The 15,562-nt window shown below is 59.2% G+C and carries 14 protein-coding genes; all 14 read right to left on the minus strand.

What is annotated here, in order from left to right:
• Positions 1-49 precede the first annotated feature (49 nt).
• The 14 genes from QYH69_RS20310 to QYH69_RS20375 all read right to left on the minus strand — a co-directional run bounded on the left by QYH69_RS20310 (position 50) and on the right by QYH69_RS20375 (position 15,532).
• Positions 50-907 carry a contractile injection system tape measure protein gene (locus tag QYH69_RS20310; protein ID WP_308833601.1) on the minus strand — a complete coding sequence of 286 codons (858 nt, stop codon included), beginning with the start codon at positions 905-907 and terminating at the stop codon, positions 50-52.
• A gap of 31 nt (positions 908-938) precedes the next feature.
• A complete protein-coding gene (locus tag QYH69_RS20315; protein WP_308833602.1) occupies positions 939-1,919 on the minus strand; it encodes a tail fiber protein in 981 nt (326 codons plus the stop codon).
• Positions 1,920-1,926: 7 nt separating this feature from the next.
• The gene (locus QYH69_RS20320; protein WP_308833603.1) at positions 1,927-4,761 is read right to left on the minus strand and encodes a hypothetical protein; all 2,835 of its coding nucleotides are present in this window, start codon (positions 4,759-4,761) and stop codon (positions 1,927-1,929) included.
• On the minus strand, positions 4,745-7,519 hold the full coding sequence (locus QYH69_RS20325; RefSeq protein ID WP_308833604.1) for a hypothetical protein: 2,775 nt from the start codon (positions 7,517-7,519) through the stop codon (positions 4,745-4,747). Before QYH69_RS20325 ends, QYH69_RS20320 begins: the two co-directional genes overlap by 17 nt.
• Before the next feature lie 91 nt (positions 7,520-7,610).
• Entirely contained in the window at positions 7,611-8,033 is a 423-nt protein-coding gene (locus QYH69_RS20330) for a hypothetical protein (RefSeq protein ID WP_308833605.1), read from the minus strand.
• Positions 8,030-8,452 carry a GPW/gp25 family protein gene (locus tag QYH69_RS20335; RefSeq protein ID WP_308833606.1) on the minus strand — a complete coding sequence of 141 codons (423 nt, stop codon included), beginning with the start codon at positions 8,450-8,452 and terminating at the stop codon, positions 8,030-8,032. The genes QYH69_RS20330 and QYH69_RS20335 overlap by 4 nt, the downstream gene beginning before the upstream one ends.
• Before the next feature lie 28 nt (positions 8,453-8,480).
• Complete coding sequence (locus QYH69_RS20340) at positions 8,481-10,022, minus strand: phage baseplate assembly protein V (protein ID WP_308833607.1); 1,542 nt, start codon at positions 10,020-10,022, stop codon at positions 8,481-8,483.
• A gap of 50 nt (positions 10,023-10,072) precedes the next feature.
• Positions 10,073-10,765: a hypothetical protein gene (locus QYH69_RS20345; protein WP_075161264.1), complete on the minus strand. Its 693-nt coding sequence runs from the start codon at positions 10,763-10,765 to the stop codon at positions 10,073-10,075.
• Positions 10,766-10,767: 2 nt separating this feature from the next.
• Entirely contained in the window at positions 10,768-10,932 is a 165-nt protein-coding gene (locus QYH69_RS20350) for a DUF5908 family protein (protein WP_308833608.1), read from the minus strand.
• Positions 10,929-11,396: a phage tail protein gene (locus tag QYH69_RS20355; protein WP_308833609.1), complete on the minus strand. Its 468-nt coding sequence runs from the start codon at positions 11,394-11,396 to the stop codon at positions 10,929-10,931. Before QYH69_RS20355 ends, QYH69_RS20350 begins: the two co-directional genes overlap by 4 nt.
• Positions 11,396-12,634, minus strand: coding sequence for a phage tail sheath C-terminal domain-containing protein (locus QYH69_RS20360; RefSeq protein ID WP_308833610.1), 1,239 nt, complete (start codon positions 12,632-12,634; stop codon positions 11,396-11,398). Before QYH69_RS20360 ends, QYH69_RS20355 begins: the two co-directional genes overlap by 1 nt.
• Positions 12,634-13,959 (minus strand): phage tail sheath C-terminal domain-containing protein, encoded by a 1,326-nt coding sequence (locus QYH69_RS20365; RefSeq protein ID WP_308833611.1) that lies wholly within the window; start codon positions 13,957-13,959, stop codon positions 12,634-12,636. Before QYH69_RS20365 ends, QYH69_RS20360 begins: the two co-directional genes overlap by 1 nt.
• A 56-nt stretch (positions 13,960-14,015) precedes the next feature.
• Entirely contained in the window at positions 14,016-15,068 is a 1,053-nt protein-coding gene (locus QYH69_RS20370; RefSeq protein WP_308833612.1) for a phage tail sheath C-terminal domain-containing protein, read from the minus strand.
• 11 nt (positions 15,069-15,079) lie between these two features.
• Positions 15,080-15,532 (minus strand): phage tail protein, encoded by a 453-nt coding sequence (locus QYH69_RS20375; RefSeq protein WP_308833613.1) that lies wholly within the window; start codon positions 15,530-15,532, stop codon positions 15,080-15,082.
• Between the last annotated feature and the right edge of the window lie 30 nt (positions 15,533-15,562).

Here is a 15,562-nt window from a genome sequence, read left to right on the forward strand (position 1 = left end):
TAGCCATGTCGTTCTGTGAGCCAAGGAGTTGGTAGAATGTTTTGTCTTCCTAAGACCGCTTGGCCTCCGACTTGTGACGGGAATACTGCCGCAGCCGTCGCGTCACTTCGTCGGGAAGCCTGTGCTTCAAGAGGCGTCGCACTCTTGCGTCCCGCCACAGCAACCCCTGCCAGCGCCGCAGTGCCGCTCCCGCCGGCTCCGAAAAAATAGCGAGCGCTTCTTTGTCGATATTGGCGTCGACAACGTGTTCGACGAAGGCATCGGCGTCGTTGCGAGGAAACAGATTGGCGTCCGGCTGACGGGATACAGGTTGACGCTGTAACCAGTGCAACGCCTTGAACAGAAGAGTTGATTCTGCAAGTTGAGCGTCGCCGCACAGTCGTCGCAACGAAGGCCGGGCTGTTTTCAAATGCAGCAGATACTGCCTGGAAGCCCGCCTCAGACACCAGCGCGCCAGCCACCTCCATGCAAGCTCCTGCTCGCTTTCTCTGACGCTCGAAGAAAAGCACCGCTCTAACTCGCGTGTTTCATCCAGCGAAAGCGGCGCAGCGACACTCTCATGCGACTTTGAATTGTCGGTTTGAGGTACTTCCTTTTTTTCATGCGCCCAGGCGGGGGCCGAATCGGGCTCCGCATGCGTTGCGCCGTTCATCAATGCACGGCGCAGTTCTTGCACAAACCGGCTGCGAAACTCGCGTTCGAACTGCCACGCTTGCATTGTCCCAAGGTTCAGCCGCAGCGTGCAGGCTCCAACGTGCGCATGCGCGTGCACGGTCTCGGTCACGATCCGGTGCAAATCGTCCTTCAGCTGCGTGTGGAACAAGCGGCTACACCTGAGCGTTATCGCTTGTTGCATGTGAAATGGCAATTCAATCTGTACGGTGAATCGCTCGATCTGTGTAGTCATGCGACACCTTCGGGATACGCGACGCCGTTTGTCAGATTTTCATGATGAAGGCCAGTACGAAGTACGGAACATAGACGTTCGCGGCGTGCGTGTGCCCGTTATCGGTGATGCCGTGCGAGTGACTCTCTCCGCCGCCTACCGTTTCGAAGTCCACTGTAGTCCATTGATCCGGATTAAAACTCGCAGGAACATGAGAATCTGACCCGTCCGTGTAGGCGGACCCATTTTCGGTCAAGTTATAGCCGTTGACACTCACCCGGTGCGAGTGCTTCGGCATTTCGCTTACCGACAGTGCATGCCCTTGCACCGAAACATTGGTATTCGACGAAGCAGAGGTGGCCGTGAAATAGGCGTGGTTACTGGCGTCCCAGGAGACCGTGCCATTGGCACGTCCGGACGTCCCCGTATCTGCGCCCAGAATGAATCGATTCCTCAAATCCGGCACCGTCACGCTGTTTCCATCGGAACCCGTCACGGTCGAGCCGTCGCAAATATGCCACCCGTCGGGAACCGTCGAACCGGAAAACATCATGATCATTCCCTTCACAAAAGCGATGGACGCATTCAGGCTAACGCCATTGCTGTCGACCATAATTCCCGGGCCCGCTTTGACAGCCACGTTGCCATTGCTATCGAACTCAACGCCATTACCGATCTTGACCCTAAGTCCGCTACCATCGACGTCCATTCCGTAACCGGTTTGAACGGTCACCCTGACGCTTTGGTCGGTACTGTCGATTCCAACGCCAAGCCCCGTCTTCACCGAAACTTTCCCTTTGTTCGCCGCGTCGCTGTCCGGCGCGATTTGCATCCCTGCGCCGACGCTGTTGTCCGTCTGATCCGCACTTTGGCCGACCGCGCGGCGGCCGCATTCAGCGATATTGATGAGTTCGCTGAAATCGGTGTCCAGTGGAATGGAGCCCGCCTGGAAGCGGCTCTTCAGATCGTCCGTCGTCCCGCCTGTCGTGCTGGCCACTGCCGCAGCACCTTCGCTCGAATTTGCGTTCGCCATGACTTGCTCACTCCTTGATCCCATCCGCCGGGGGCAATGAATCGTTTTTCGGCACGAAGAACAGACTGTTTTCCACAATGACGTCGACATTCCATTCATCGCCGCTCGCACCGATCACCTCGGTCTGCTGCTCCGGTTTCGCAATGATCATCGCGCCGATGCCGACATCGAGAGCGGCAGGCACCCGTCCCAATCCGAGTTTCCACAGCAACTGGAAGGTCGCCGTGCTCGGCGCGGTTTTGGTGCCTTGCCATACGGCATAGCTCAGCGCGAAGCTCGCAAACGACTGCGGGTCGTGCGGGTCGGAACTGAGCCAATGGATCATCAACGCAATATGTGCGGGAAGCTCTGCCTGAACGCACTGCTTGATCCACGACTCGGTGGCATCGGGGTCGCCCCCCTGGGGCAGCATGCCCTTGTTCAGCACAAGGCTGACGACCATTGAAAATCGATCGGCGATGCTCAGCGTATGCCACGTGTAGCCGCCGGCATCGGCAGGGGACGGAAAAGCCCCGGTTTCGCCTGCGGCGGGAATCACCTCTAGCGTCCCCGCGATGCCGTCGACCTGCTTGACGAGAACCTTCATCGACCAGCTTGTGCCATCCGGGCCCGATATCGCATCGATCGACAGCAGATCGCCTTCCCGCACGCCCGCCGGAAACGGAAACGACGATGCGATCGTCAATACGACCGGTGCGACGGGCGGGTCCGGTGTGTCCGCCGCATACGTCAACGGATAGACGATCTCTCGCAACCATGCCTGGCAGTTCTGCCAGTACAGCGCGTGATCTTCCTGCGCCTCGAGTACCGCGGAGACACGCGCAGCGAGCGGCGGGTTGGCGGCGAGCTGCAGCGTGAACGATTGACTGGCTGCATCCACCTTGTCGACGATCAACCCTTGCAGCGTCATTCCGTTGCTTTCGGGATAGAGCCGAAAGTCGATCAGGTCTCCGCTTTGAAGGTCCGATAACGAAGGCGTTGCCGGACACGTCACCGTTAGCGTACGGCCGTCTTCCGAAAGGTCCACTGCGGTCGGATAAACAGGCGTGTCGTACGCGGCTGACGGTTTTGCGGGCAGCAGCGAGCGATGCTCGACGAGATAGAACGGCAGCCTGCCCATCTCCACCGGATGTGAGAACAACGTCTCGCCCCACCCCATGCGGGCGGCAATGCGCTTTTGCAGCGCGGATACCCTGTCTACGCGGATATTGGCGCGCCGGTAAGCCAAGCTCGTGACTTCAGCCAGATAGTCCTGCTCGACTTGCAGAAATTCGTCCTGCGACGTGTCGAGCATCTGCGACGCCCGCTGCGTGCCGAAGTAGCCCAGCAGAAAATTGACGACGTTCAGCTCCTGATCGTAGTCTTCGGCGGAAGACGTAATCTGATCGACGAGCAGATTCTTGTATGCCGCATGCGCACTATCCCCGGCGCTACCATCGGCATAGGGCCATTGCGCGCCCCACACCGTATCCCCATCGCGTATGAACGACAGCAGGGCGGGAAGCATGGCCAGCTGCCGGCACCCGTTGGCCATCGCCTGCTCGAACGGCAACAGATACTGATACAAAGGCTGCGGACCGCCATAGCCGATCGGCAGTTGCAAACCGTAGCACGCCGGCATCCTGTCGGTCACCGGGTGGTATTGCGACAGGTTGCGCGCTTTGCCGTAAGGCAAAACCACCGGCGGATTGCGCTGTATGACGACGGCCGGCAATTGCGCCTCGATATCGTCCTTGCTGCAGACCACGATCTTTCCGTCCGCCGTGATCAACCGCACCGATTGCACGAGCGTACCGATCGGATCGTCGCCCCACGTCTGCGGATAGCGGTTCGGCCCCGCCGTGTTCCAGGTCCACATGCCACTGCCTGACGGCGGGTCCGAATATTCCCGAAGAGACAGAATGCTTTTAACGCCCTCAATCTGCATCCATTTCTGTGCCAGTCCGCTCAGATTGACGTAGACAGTGTTGGTGTAGTCGGTCGCCGCGGGCAATTGAGGCTGCCATCCGTGCAGCAGATACGGCCCATCGTAAATATCTTCCGTCGCAAAGCCTTGCTGCTGTAAAGCCGCGGTGCTTTCGTGGTCGACCGTCGGAGAGATATAGGCCTCGGTAGCGGTGTAAATATCAGCGTAGATTCTTGCGTAATCCTGTGCTCCTTCTTCGATCTGTATGTCCGCGATGGGATTGATTTTCACGGGCTGGGCCACCACGATCTTGCTGATGCATTCGCACAGGTTGCGGTAATCGGTGAGGAAAGCGCCAAGCACCTGTTGCGCTTCGGCGCTGTTCGCAGCCGACTCGCGAGTCGGCTCCAGATACAGCGCGTAGTCGCCGCGAAGGCAGTATGTGACCGCGCTCGCACCTTCCTTGGTGAAGCCGAACTCGAGGCTCTCGGGATCGTAGTAGTAGATGTAGTCAAAGCAGTTTGCGGAAGCGGGGTCGTCGGAGTCCAGCGCAATCAACTGCACATCGCGGTACAGGTAGTAGGTTTCCTGCGGATCGGTAAGATCGAGCAACGCGCGCCGGTAATCCGCGGGCGTGATCGGTCCACAGGTCAATGCCGTTTGAGGACCGAAATCGACGGGGAATAAGCCCCCGCCCGGAAGCTGCTCGTCGACCGATGGCGTAAGCAGATCGGCGAGAGGCAAGGTATGCCGATACGACAGATCCGAAGTGCTATAGCTATATCCCTCGATGAATGTCACACCGGGGTCGTGCTCGCCGGTATCGGTCCAGATCTGTCCACCGAAGTTCGCGATCGCTTGCAACGCCTGTTCGCATAGCGCATCAAAATGAATATCCGCCCGGACCAGACGGAGCAGTTCAGAAGGCCGACGCATACGTCCTCCCCGTCCGGTTCGCGCAAGAAGCCGTAGTCTGCCAGTTCAGGATCAGAACCTCGTCGCGTTGTGCATGGATCGAGACCGACTGTCCGTTCAACGTCATGCTGTTGACACTGGTTACGAATGGCTGCTGCTGAATCCAGGCAATGATCCCGTAGTAGTCCAGTGTATTGCCCAGTGTGACGCCGCGCGGCCCGCCCAGTATCCACGGCATGTAACGCAGCGTCAGCCGCTCCTGCAACTGGCGGTATCCGTAGTCCGGGTTCACGTTGAATGTGATGTTGTAGGCAATCTCAACGTCGCGATATCGCGGATTGACGACCTCGATGCGGGCCCACGCGGACGCGAGTCCCTGCAGATATTGCTTCATTTCGTTCAGATGGGCCTGGCTGAACTGCGGACGCAACGGATCCTGGTTGTCCTTCTTTTCGTTGACGGGTATCGCCACGACGGTTTGTATCAGCGAAGCAGGAAGGTCCGTCATGCTGTCCGCCGGCGGCAGCGCGACATCGAATACGTTGCTGAAATGCGCTTGCAGCAGCGCCGCCATGTCCTGCCATGTCAATGCCCGGTTGCGGTGGGACAGTCGCTGCGCAACGCGCGAGAAGAATTCGGACGGCGTTTCCGCCGGACGTCCGCCGCTAGACGGCCACGGTTGCGTCACGGACGACAATCCCGCCACGGGCGTCACCGCGCGCGTCACCGTGAAGGCAGGCAGCGGGCGTGTGAAGTGGCTTGCGGGCACGGTTTGCGGCTCATCGAGCGTCGCGGTCATGCCGTTTGCGGATATACCCTGCAACCAAACGTAACCGTACTGCGCGGTCTCCGAGCTTTCATCCACCCGCGCCGGGTTTATGAGGGCACACGGCTGATCGAGCACGGCGCGCAACCAGTAGCGGCCGGACGGCATCTGCGGCGCATCGGTGGCGGCGTCGTGCGGCAGCACCGCCGTCCACAGGCCGCAATCCATCAGTCCTTGCGTATCGTCTACCAACGTGTCGCCGAGCGAGGCCCAGGTGTTCGCCTGATTCAGATATTCCCATGCAGGCTGCAACGACTGCGGGCTCTGTAGTTGCCAATACAACGAAAGCGTTTCGCCCGGGATGCCATCGGTCAGCCCGACATAAAGATATGAACTGGCCGGATCATCCGCTTGCGCGCCGTCCGCCATATAACCGAACGGCGTCAGCAAATACTGGACGATGTCGGCTGCCTCGACGGCATAGCTCACCGTCATCGCATTGATTTGAGGTGTGTAAGGCGGATTGAGCGTCGTCGTGCCGGCGAGCTTCTGGTAATCCTGATAGCCGAAATCGCGACCTGTCAACTCGAAGCGGAGCCAGCGCGGCCAGTCGCACGGATTCGACGGATTACCCACGCCGGTGGGCAGCATTGGCGGCACGGCCACTGTCAGGCTGGCCCCGGCGGGCGCACCCTTGCCCGCGGCGAAGAGCGGCTGCGGCCCCGTCGCGGCCGGGTTGTCGATGCTGGACGAAAGCGGCTGCGCGCCAGAGCTCGACATCAATAACGCCTGCACTTTGAAGTCGCTATTGTCGGCCGGCTTGACGTCGCTATCGTAGTTCGCGTACCAGTCGGGAAAGCCTTCGTCCGGCAGACCCAGCCATCGTGGTGCCAGCGTCAGTTCGAGCGGCGCGGTCTGCTCGCACCAGTCAGCGGCGATCAGATTGAAGCCGCTCCCGACGACAGGCATGGTGCCGAACGGATAGCTAGTTCCGTCGAGACGGTTGGCGCCGCTATCGGTGCCATAGCTCACGGCACTGCTGCCTTCGACCTGGACTGACAAGCTCACGATAACCGGCACCGTCTGACCGTTCACGCACCCCAGTTTCAAGACGGGGACGTCCATCGTGATGCCATCGAGATTGTCGGGCGGGCTGATGGCCGGCTGATCGCCGTCGAGCAGCCACGACAGGGTGAGTTGATCCTGCGACACGCTGGAAAGCGCGAGTTCGAGCCAGCCATTCGCGCTGCTTACCTGCGCGACAGTCAAATTCGCACTCGCCACAGCTGAGCCGAATGTCACAGTGAATGTTCGGATTCCTGTACTCATTGCAAGCGAATCCGATGCGATCAACCGGCCGACGACTACCGGCTGCTGTTGCGCTTCGGGATCGAACAACCTGACGCCGGCCGATGGCCAGGCGCCCTGCTGCTGATCGTATGCGACAGCGGCCACTTGCGATGGGCCATCGCCGGGCTGCACCCAGCGCAAGTCCGTCCAGATGCTGGGGTTCACGAGCAAGTCTGCGTCGAGCGCGTATCTGACCGGGACGCCGCCGGTTTCGCCCGCATCGAACAAGGTGCCGGCCCGCAACAGGCATCCGCGAACCGACGGGCTCAGTGCGAACTGCAATACGACGTTGTCCGACTGCGCCGGCGACTCCCGCAGACTCAACAGGTCGCGATAGTAGAGATCCCGGTGCGCAAACGGCAGGTAGTTGAACAGTGCTCTTGGCGTTTTCAGCAACTGGAGAAACGCCAGCATGAACGCCTGTTGCGGCAGCAACGTTCCATCTGCCGAATCCGGTTTGCCAGACAGTTCGGCAAGCACGGGCGGAGCGTTCCCCGACATGAAGAAGAAGTCCGCCCACGTGTGGCCGCTGTCAAACGGTATCAGCGCGACGTAGTCTTCGAGGGATTGCAGCAGTTGCTCGTCGCTGCGGCCATCGAGTCTGAAGCCGTCGTCGACTGCAAGCTCGCTGAGCGCCCGGAGCAGGTTGTCCGGCACGGTCATGTTCGCTCTCCTACCAAATTCCCGGCCATCCGTTCATGGTCGAGAGACTCGTGTGCCGAGCCGCCTCATGCCCAGGCGGGCAGGTGCGGCTTCAGGCACGGACAAATTGCTGATGTGCGATAAATGCCCCGCGACCCATGCCGGGCGCGGTCGTATCCGGTGTAAAAGGAGTGCTCGCCATCACAGCCGGGGCCGTGGGCGTGAATCGCGCGGTGAATTGCGCCCCTGTTCCCTGAAGCATCAGCGGCGTCTGTCCCGCGACAAAGGGCGCCGTCTGACTCGCGTCGAGCATTTCGATGCTGACGATGCCTGCGCCAGGCGAATAGCCGGCGATGAAGTACTGCGCCGGCCACTGCGCGCGGTGCTCGTCGCCGACCACGCAAATCGGCCGACCCGATATCGTCGCGACTCCGGTACCCGTCAGGATCGCGGGTCCCGAGAGCACAACCTGGCGCGGGCCGAACATCGGTTCGAATGTCGCCTCGTCGCCGTCGCAAAGCACCGGTGAACTCATTGGAGTACTCCTCGCACCGCCTGTCCGATGTCCAACGTTCCCGACATACGCTGCGCCACGTCGCTGCCGCGCAGGCAATACGTAACTTCGACGGACACCGTGCTGCTATTCGTTCTGGACTGGTAGACGCGTATTCGCGTCAGGTTTGCGCGAGGCTCATAGCGCAGAATCGCATCCACGACTCTCGCCTCGATATTGCTCGTCAGGTCGCCGTTGATGTTCTCGAACATGACGTCATAGAGCGCGCACCCATAGCCGTCACGCATGATTCGCTCGCCCGGCTCAGTACTGAACAGAATGCGCAAGCTCTGCCTGACGTCCTCCGCGCCGTTCGCCATGACAACGCCGTCATCGATTGAGAACGCGGGTGGGAAAGCCCATCCGCGTCCAAAGATCCGGGTCAGGATGTCGTCGCTCATGCCAGGTGCTCCGTGACGGACGGTTTGCTTAACTCGAGAAATCGATCTTCGGCCCCTCGATCGAGACTGAAGTCTGGCCCGACAGTGTCAAACTGCTGCATTTCAGCGTCAGCGTGCTGTCGGTCTGCAGTTCGCCGCCCTGCTTGAGACTTAGCTGCTCGTGGGGCGAACTCAGAGACACGGCCTGACCCTTCGTATCGAAGCGAAGCTGGTATTGCTGCCCCTCGTGACTAACGACAAGGGCCTTCACGAAATTGCCGGCGTCGGGTTCGATCGGCGGCGGATTCAACGGGTTGTGCATCGAGCCCAGAATGACCGGATAGCTCGGGTCCTCGTCGAAGAAGCCGACCACGACCTCATCGCCCACCTCCGGGTAAAAACAGAATCCGCTCGTCGCGCTGGCATAAGGCTTTGCAAGCCGGGCCCAGACTGCATTGCTACTCTCGCCGAGCACCGGGAGACGAACCTGCAAGCGATGCATGCCATCCGGATCTTCCTTGAAAGCGCAAACCACACCGATGTGCAGACCACACGCTCTTGGCATCGACATCGGCTCGCGCAGCACGTCGTCGTAACCGAGCGTCAAAAGCGTACGCCAGCCTTCGCCCTTTGCGATCCGATGACGGATACCGGTAATGATGGCGCCGCCGTCAAAGGCCCGGCCGAATCCTTCTATCCCCAGCGTCTGCCCCAAGGCGTAATGCGCCGACCCGTCGATGAGGAATTCACCCGAAGCACGGGACGACTGAAAATTCATCAACAGGCCCTTCGCCAGCGCCGTCGTTTCGTCGAGTCGAAGCGGTGTGCTGTAGTTGAACGACCACGGCACATCGTTGATCTCGCGCCCATGCGCACAATCGAACGCGCCGCTGCCTAGCTGCGTCGCCACGCCGGTGACAGTGTCGTTGATCTGCGCATGATCGTTCCAGCTCGAAGCCGTCAGGACGGATGGCTGGAATTGCTCGCTGAATGTCCAGGCGCCCTCTTCGATCAATGTGTCCTGTCCCGGCACGGACGCTCGTTGCCGCAATGTCCGCGCAGGTTGAGGCGCGAGCCGAGGCGGCGCGATTTCGACTCCTTCCGGATTCGGAAACGCCCACACGCCGTTGACACCCAGACGGTGGCGCATGAAATGCCAATCGGAGCAACGGAACTGTACGAGCTGGTCATGCTCGACGCTCATTCCTTCGACATGCAGCAACACAATCCCCTGGGCAACCAGCAGGTTTGTCACGATCGCCGCGTCGGTCATGTTCTCGAACAGTTGCGATCGATGCGTGTTCTGCAGCTTCTGCAAGTCGTGGCGCAAATGCAGCACGAGTTCGGTCCGGGCCCGGGTCATACTGAGTTCCTGCCTCACGATCACGCCGCGGAAGATCAGATGTCCTCTGTCGTCCGGTTCATGAAGCAGCACTTCCACCTTTTGCCCTGCACTGCAAAGCGCAATCTCTTCCTGAAAGGTGATCAGATCTTCCAGCGCGTCGCCTTCCACAGACAGCACAATGCGCGCAGTGGGGATCGCATTGACCTTGTGCTGCACTTCCGTGCGCTCCGCCTTGAGCGCGATCAACGGCTTGGGAGGCTCTCCGACCATCACAGCCGTGACCGGTACGGGACGCATCATTGCTCCTTGTCTGCGCTCGAGACCTGCAGTTGCTGTCCCGGCTCGATCGCGTCAAGACTGTCCAGATCGTTCTCGGCTGCGACCTCCAGGTAGTCGGGCGCTTTCGCCAGCGAACCCGCAGCGCTCGTGGCAATCGACGGCAACGGTGTCGCATCGGGCACGGTAACCACTGCCTCGCCTGGCGAAAGCAACTGTTCCTTCGCGCTTTGCAGCGTCAAACTGCCGTCCGCTACGAGTTCCAGCGTGGCGGTCGCTCGTAGAGGAGTCGCATCCCGCTCGAACAGCGTGTAGCGTATCGACAGCGAACTCATGCGTCCCGCGAAATAGCCGTGGCCATTCCAGCCCATCCTCCCCCACTTCACTTGCAGATAACGGGGTTCGCTATGCGCCGGGTCGACGTTGTAGCAGAGGCCGCGCAACAGACCTAATTGCGCGTCGATCGGTTTCCGATTGCCTGGCATTCTCGCGTCGAAAAGCAACTCCAGCGATAAGCTGCCCGGCTTCGTCTGTACATAGCGATTGCTTTGCCGCGTCGTATTGATAAACACGTCCGGCACGAATTCCGTCTGATAACTGAGGCCAATGGAATCCGGGTTGTACATCACCGCCAGGCTGCCCACGAGTTGAGTCAACTCCCGGTCGCCGTAGGCGATCAAGGTCAGCTTGCCCGTCCTTCCGAGCAGGCCCACGATCACCACTCCAAACGCTGTTCGCACAGCATTTCGAGCACCCTTCGCGCGATGGTTTCGACCCACTCTTCATCGGGCAGACGCCTTGCGGGCAGAACCTCCGCGGGACGCGCTTCATCCGCGGTGACTTTCGCCTGGATAATCAGCTCACGAATCTCCACCGTCATAGCTTCGCTCCTAATGGGATCATGTCCTGGTACCGCAACTCGAGCGTATTGATCAGAACCTGATTGCTATTGGCATCGAGATCGCCGGTCTGCCATCGCACGGGGAGCGCTTTCGTGATCACCCAGTTCGTCAATGGCAAAGGCCACGGATCGAACAGCGAGATCACCGCATTCAGGTACGTCACCTTGCCGCCGAGCAGCTGCCTGTTGAACAGCACGCTAAGCGGCGTCAACAGCATGACGCCCCGTTCCATCACCAGCGATCCATGCTGGATCTTGTCGGCAAAGAAGCGGTTTCGCACATTCTCTCCGCCCTCGGAGTAGGCGGTGACGCCCAGTTCTCGCCCTAACCCGGTGATTCGCTGGAAACTCGCGTCGATGATGTCGGGCACCGGTACGCTTTCGATCCAGAATGTGACTGAAAAGCGATGCGATACGGAGGGCCGGTAAAAAGGTCTTTCCATCACGCCCTCGCCTGTGGTGCGTTGACCGACATGCGGGTATCGAACGTGAGGCTGATCTCGATGAACTCGGCGGGATAAGCGACGGCCACGCCGAGCTTGATGATCATCTTCCCCTGATCGATATCCGCTTGCGTCATCGTTTCGCCGAGGCCGATCTGCACAAAAAAGGCCTCGGCCTCCTCTGCTCCGTAAAGGCCGCCCTCCAGCCACATGTTGCGCAGCCAGATATGGGCCATTCCATGGAATTTGACCCAGGTAAGCGCGTTGTTGTCTTCGAACACGAAGTGCCGACCTAGCTGGCCGATTTGCGATTCGATGTGCGCCAGCAATCGCCGGATCTGCACATACAGCCACGGCGATGCCGTGTCCACCGCGAGCGTGCGGCACCCCCATATACGAACGCCCTTGCCGGCGAAGCTCCGGATCAGATTGATGGATGGGCCTGTCGTCTGGAACAAGCCGGACGATTGCAGCCACGAACATGTCGGCTTGATGACCTGAGACAGCGCGACGTTGGCGGGTGCGCGCCAGATGCCATATTGCTCATCCGTCGTCGCCATGACCGCGATCACGGCCGCAGACGGTGGAACCACGATCTGCGTTTCCGTATCGCTCTCGTAGCCGGTCACGAGACGAGGCCAATACGCAGCGCCCCATTCCGGTTGCGTGGGATGCTGCGCGAGAAATGCGGACAGACAGGCGGCAGCGTTCGCAGGGTCGTCAGGGGTGTCGAAAACGCCGAACACGCCCGCGCGGACCTGGCAGGCAGCGAGCAATGACAGCCACGCTTGCGCCCAGTATGCGGATTCTCCGTCGGGCAACAGCACCATGTCGGGAATGGCTACCAACGTAATGCTCGCTTCCTGCGCAATCGCGGTGGAAATGCGACCGTCGGAGATCGCCGCGATCAGGTCGTCCGGTGTAAGGTCGACGGGATCGGCGTATGCCCCTAACGAAAGCACGAAACCGCCTCGACCGCCATTGTCGAAATAATGCCGTACTGCGTAATAAAGGATGTATCCGTCCGGTGCCGCACCGCCGAAAACCGACTCGTAATCATCGAAGCTGTTTATCGCTACGAGCGTATAAGCCGTTCCCTTCTCGGTGTACCCGACAAATACCGGCACGGCGGTCGCAACGGGATCGTATTCGCCGGGTATCGCATCGTCGCTGTACACCACATCGGGTTGACTGATTCCCATCATGGAAGCTTCCCTCGTCCGCGTGCGCGCACCCATCACATCGACATGCTCTGCGTGAACTCCAGAATGATGAACTCGGCTGGCCGCGCGGCCGCCATGCCGACTTTGGCGATCATCTTCCCCGCGCTGATGTCCTCGTCCGACATGGTGACGTCTTTGCCGATCTGCACGAAGTACGCATCCTCGGGTTTGCTTCCGGCCAGCGCGCCCTGCCGCCATAAGCTATACAGATAATTCTCGATCGCGTGCCTCGTCTTCTCCCAGGTAGGCTGGTAGTTCGGTTCGAACATCATGGTCTGCATTGCCTTCGTGATGTCCGCTTCGGCGCTGTTGAACAGGCGCCGCACCTGGATGTACCGCCAACTCGTGTCGGTCGCCTCCGATGTGCCGGCGAGCGTGCGGCACCCCCACGGCACGATTCCGCGGTCCGGAAGCTTGCGGATGACGTTGATGCCGTTATCGTTCATCGTGCCCTGGTCGGTATCGCTGACCATCACCGCTACGTCGAGCGCACCGCTGATTGGAACGTTCGCCGGGGCATTCCATACACCTCGGGTTCTGTCGGTCGCGCAATAGATGCCGGCCATTGCGGCAGCTGGCGTTACGGATACTCTTAGCCGCGCAAGACGTGAATCGATCGTTGCGCTGATTTCTGCGTACAGGTCGGGATTGACTGGCTTGAGGTCGCTAAACCCGGTCACCGATGTGCCGCTGTCGTCTATATATCCGATGACCTCAATAAGATCGTCGGGCGGGCGCTCCGATCCCGCTGATTCAATGAGACCGGGATAGTAGACGCTCGTATATTCGGATTCCGTATCTGGAGCCTTTCCCTGGGCATCCGCATCGGCGATCAGGAAATAGTTGTTTCCCGCGCCTAGTAGAGAGTTTAACCAGGAATAGTACGTGTCCCGAAGATCCGAATCGATCGTGTAATGCAGATAGACAAGTAAGGTGATTTCTCGCACCTTTTTTATAGCCGATAAAATTCCATCGCTTGTCCCTATTCTAAGGATGTAACAAGGTCCTCCGCCGTTTTCAAAATATTGCCGCAGTGCCAGGTCGATTTCCGGATGACATTGCAGGATTATCTCGTATGTATAGGAATACCCGCCACCTGACAGCGGTTCTGATTCAATCTTCACAGTGACTTCGCCGAGTCGAGGATACAAGCCCTTAAGCACACAATATTCGAGCCAGTTATCCACGCGAATACAGACGTCCTTCGGAATGCTTACGCGGGGATTCTCACTGAAGTCGGTGAGAAAAACGGGCACCGCCGTAGCAGCAACATTGACTGATACCGAGGGCGTCCCTCCCTCTACAACATAAACACCGGGACAACTGGGTTGCGTTGTCATCGTGCGCCTCTCGTTTTATTGAGTGCGTGGATGCGATGGGAAGGGGCGAACGCAGCTTAAGCGTGCTCCATGTTTTGCGTAAATTCGAGAATGATGAATTCGGCAGGCCGCGCGGCCGCCATACCGACCTTGACGATCATCCGCCCCTGGTTGATGTCGTCATCGGTCATCGTGACACCTTTGCCGATCTGCACGAAGTACGCTTCGCTATCCGAGGCTCCGGCCAATCCGCCCTGCTGCCATAAGCCATGCAGATAATTCGTAATAGCCGTGCGCACCTTTTCCCATGTCGGAGGCGTATTGGGTTCAAACACCATCGTGTTCATCGCGTTGCGCATATCGCGTTCGGCGCTATTGAACAGACGACGTACGGAGACGTAACGCCAGTTATCGCTGTCCTCCAGCGTGCGCGCTCCCCAGACGGTCGGCCCCGTATCCTCGAAAGTGCGGATCATGTCGATCGCCCGGCCCTGGTTGTACTCTCCCTGCAGGTCGTCGCTCACCCTGAACTTCGGCGCATACCCGCCCGGTAGCGGCATATTGGCCGGCGCCTTCCAGACCCCGCGACTGCGATCGTTCTTGCAGTAGAGGCCGGCCATCACCGCGCTCGGCGGGATATCGACCGTCGTCCAGCTCACTTTGAGATAAGGGTAATAGACCGCAGCGTACGGTGTGCTCGGGTAAGCGTCCGCTGCCCCTGTCGTCGTGATTTCGGTGGTAGGACCATCTAGAATAACGAACAGTCCGTACCCCGGATCGGTGAGCATCGTGATGCTCGTCGAAATATCGTTGCCGTTCGCGACAGCCAGCGTCACCACATCCTTCCACGCAATTACCGCATTCGCGAATCCGGAATTCGCCGTTGCGTAGCAGGTGCCGCCGCCCGATTCGAAATAGGCACGAAGTCCCGCCACGCTCGCGTCGGTAAAATCCGGGGCGCCGTCGTAGTAGTTCGTCAACTCGAGGTAGCTATTGAATTTCACCACCTCCGTACTGAAACTACTGCCCATGCAAAAAAACGGCACGGCGGTCGGAAGGTTGCTGACCGAAATGGCAGGAGAGGCGTCTTCCTGAATGTACACGCCAGGATAAGTGGTAACGACGGTCATGGCATTTCCTCTTATGCAGTGGCCTGAATCGTGATGCGATCGGCCATCAAGGACATTTCCTGCACCGCAATCTCATTGCTCGCGGCATCCAGTGTGGGCGACGACAAAGACGTTGGAAATGCGTTGGCAACGTTCCATGTCATCAACAATGTGGTGCCTGCCTCGTCCGTCAGACTGATGGTGATGTCCTTTTTCTCCACCTGATTGAGCGAAATCGAATTGATCCATGCGTACAGTTTCGAATCTCCGGGGAACACTCCTTTGCGCAAGGTAATGTTTGGAACCTGGCGTTGACCCGGCATCTTGAACCAGTTTCCAATGCCGTCACGATATTCAATCGTGTCGTAGGTGATGTTCAATCCGGACACGTTGTTAAACGGAATGTCCTCGCCACCCATCGAGACGATAAAACGATAGGTTGGAATCGGATATGAGGCAGCTATCTGATCGGGTGTAGTCGCCATGACCGTGCTCCTTGTTGCACATGTATTCAA

It is taken from the genome of Paraburkholderia sp. SARCC-3016, from assembly GCF_031119615.1.
Classification (GTDB): domain Bacteria; phylum Pseudomonadota; class Gammaproteobacteria; order Burkholderiales; family Burkholderiaceae; genus Paraburkholderia.

Excerpts from the sequence above, each read along its gene's own strand:
- QYH69_RS20310 (WP_308833601.1), bottom strand. The coding sequence starts at position 907 with ATGACTACACAGATCGAGCGATTCACCGTACAGATTGAATTGCCATTT.
- QYH69_RS20315 (WP_308833602.1), bottom strand. The coding sequence starts at position 1,919 with ATGGCGAACGCAAATTCGAGCGAAGGTGCTGCGGCAGTGGCCAGCACG.
- QYH69_RS20320 (WP_308833603.1), bottom strand. The coding sequence starts at position 4,761 with ATGCGTCGGCCTTCTGAACTGCTCCGTCTGGTCCGGGCGGATATTCAT.
- QYH69_RS20325 (WP_308833604.1), bottom strand. The coding sequence starts at position 7,519 with ATGACCGTGCCGGACAACCTGCTCCGGGCGCTCAGCGAGCTTGCAGTC.
- QYH69_RS20330 (WP_308833605.1), bottom strand. The coding sequence starts at position 8,033 with ATGAGTTCACCGGTGCTTTGCGACGGCGACGAGGCGACATTCGAACCG.
- QYH69_RS20335 (WP_308833606.1), bottom strand. The coding sequence starts at position 8,452 with ATGAGCGACGACATCCTGACCCGGATCTTTGGACGCGGATGGGCTTTC.
- QYH69_RS20350 (WP_308833608.1), bottom strand. The coding sequence starts at position 10,932 with ATGACGGTGGAGATTCGTGAGCTGATTATCCAGGCGAAAGTCACCGCG.
- QYH69_RS20355 (WP_308833609.1), bottom strand. The coding sequence starts at position 11,396 with ATGGAAAGACCTTTTTACCGGCCCTCCGTATCGCATCGCTTTTCAGTC.
- QYH69_RS20360 (WP_308833610.1), bottom strand. The coding sequence starts at position 12,634 with ATGGGTGCGCGCACGCGGACGAGGGAAGCTTCCATGATGGGAATCAGT.
- QYH69_RS20365 (WP_308833611.1), bottom strand. The coding sequence starts at position 13,959 with ATGACAACGCAACCCAGTTGTCCCGGTGTTTATGTTGTAGAGGGAGGG.
- QYH69_RS20370 (WP_308833612.1), bottom strand. The coding sequence starts at position 15,068 with ATGACCGTCGTTACCACTTATCCTGGCGTGTACATTCAGGAAGACGCC.
- QYH69_RS20375 (WP_308833613.1), bottom strand. The coding sequence starts at position 15,532 with ATGGCGACTACACCCGATCAGATAGCTGCCTCATATCCGATTCCAACC.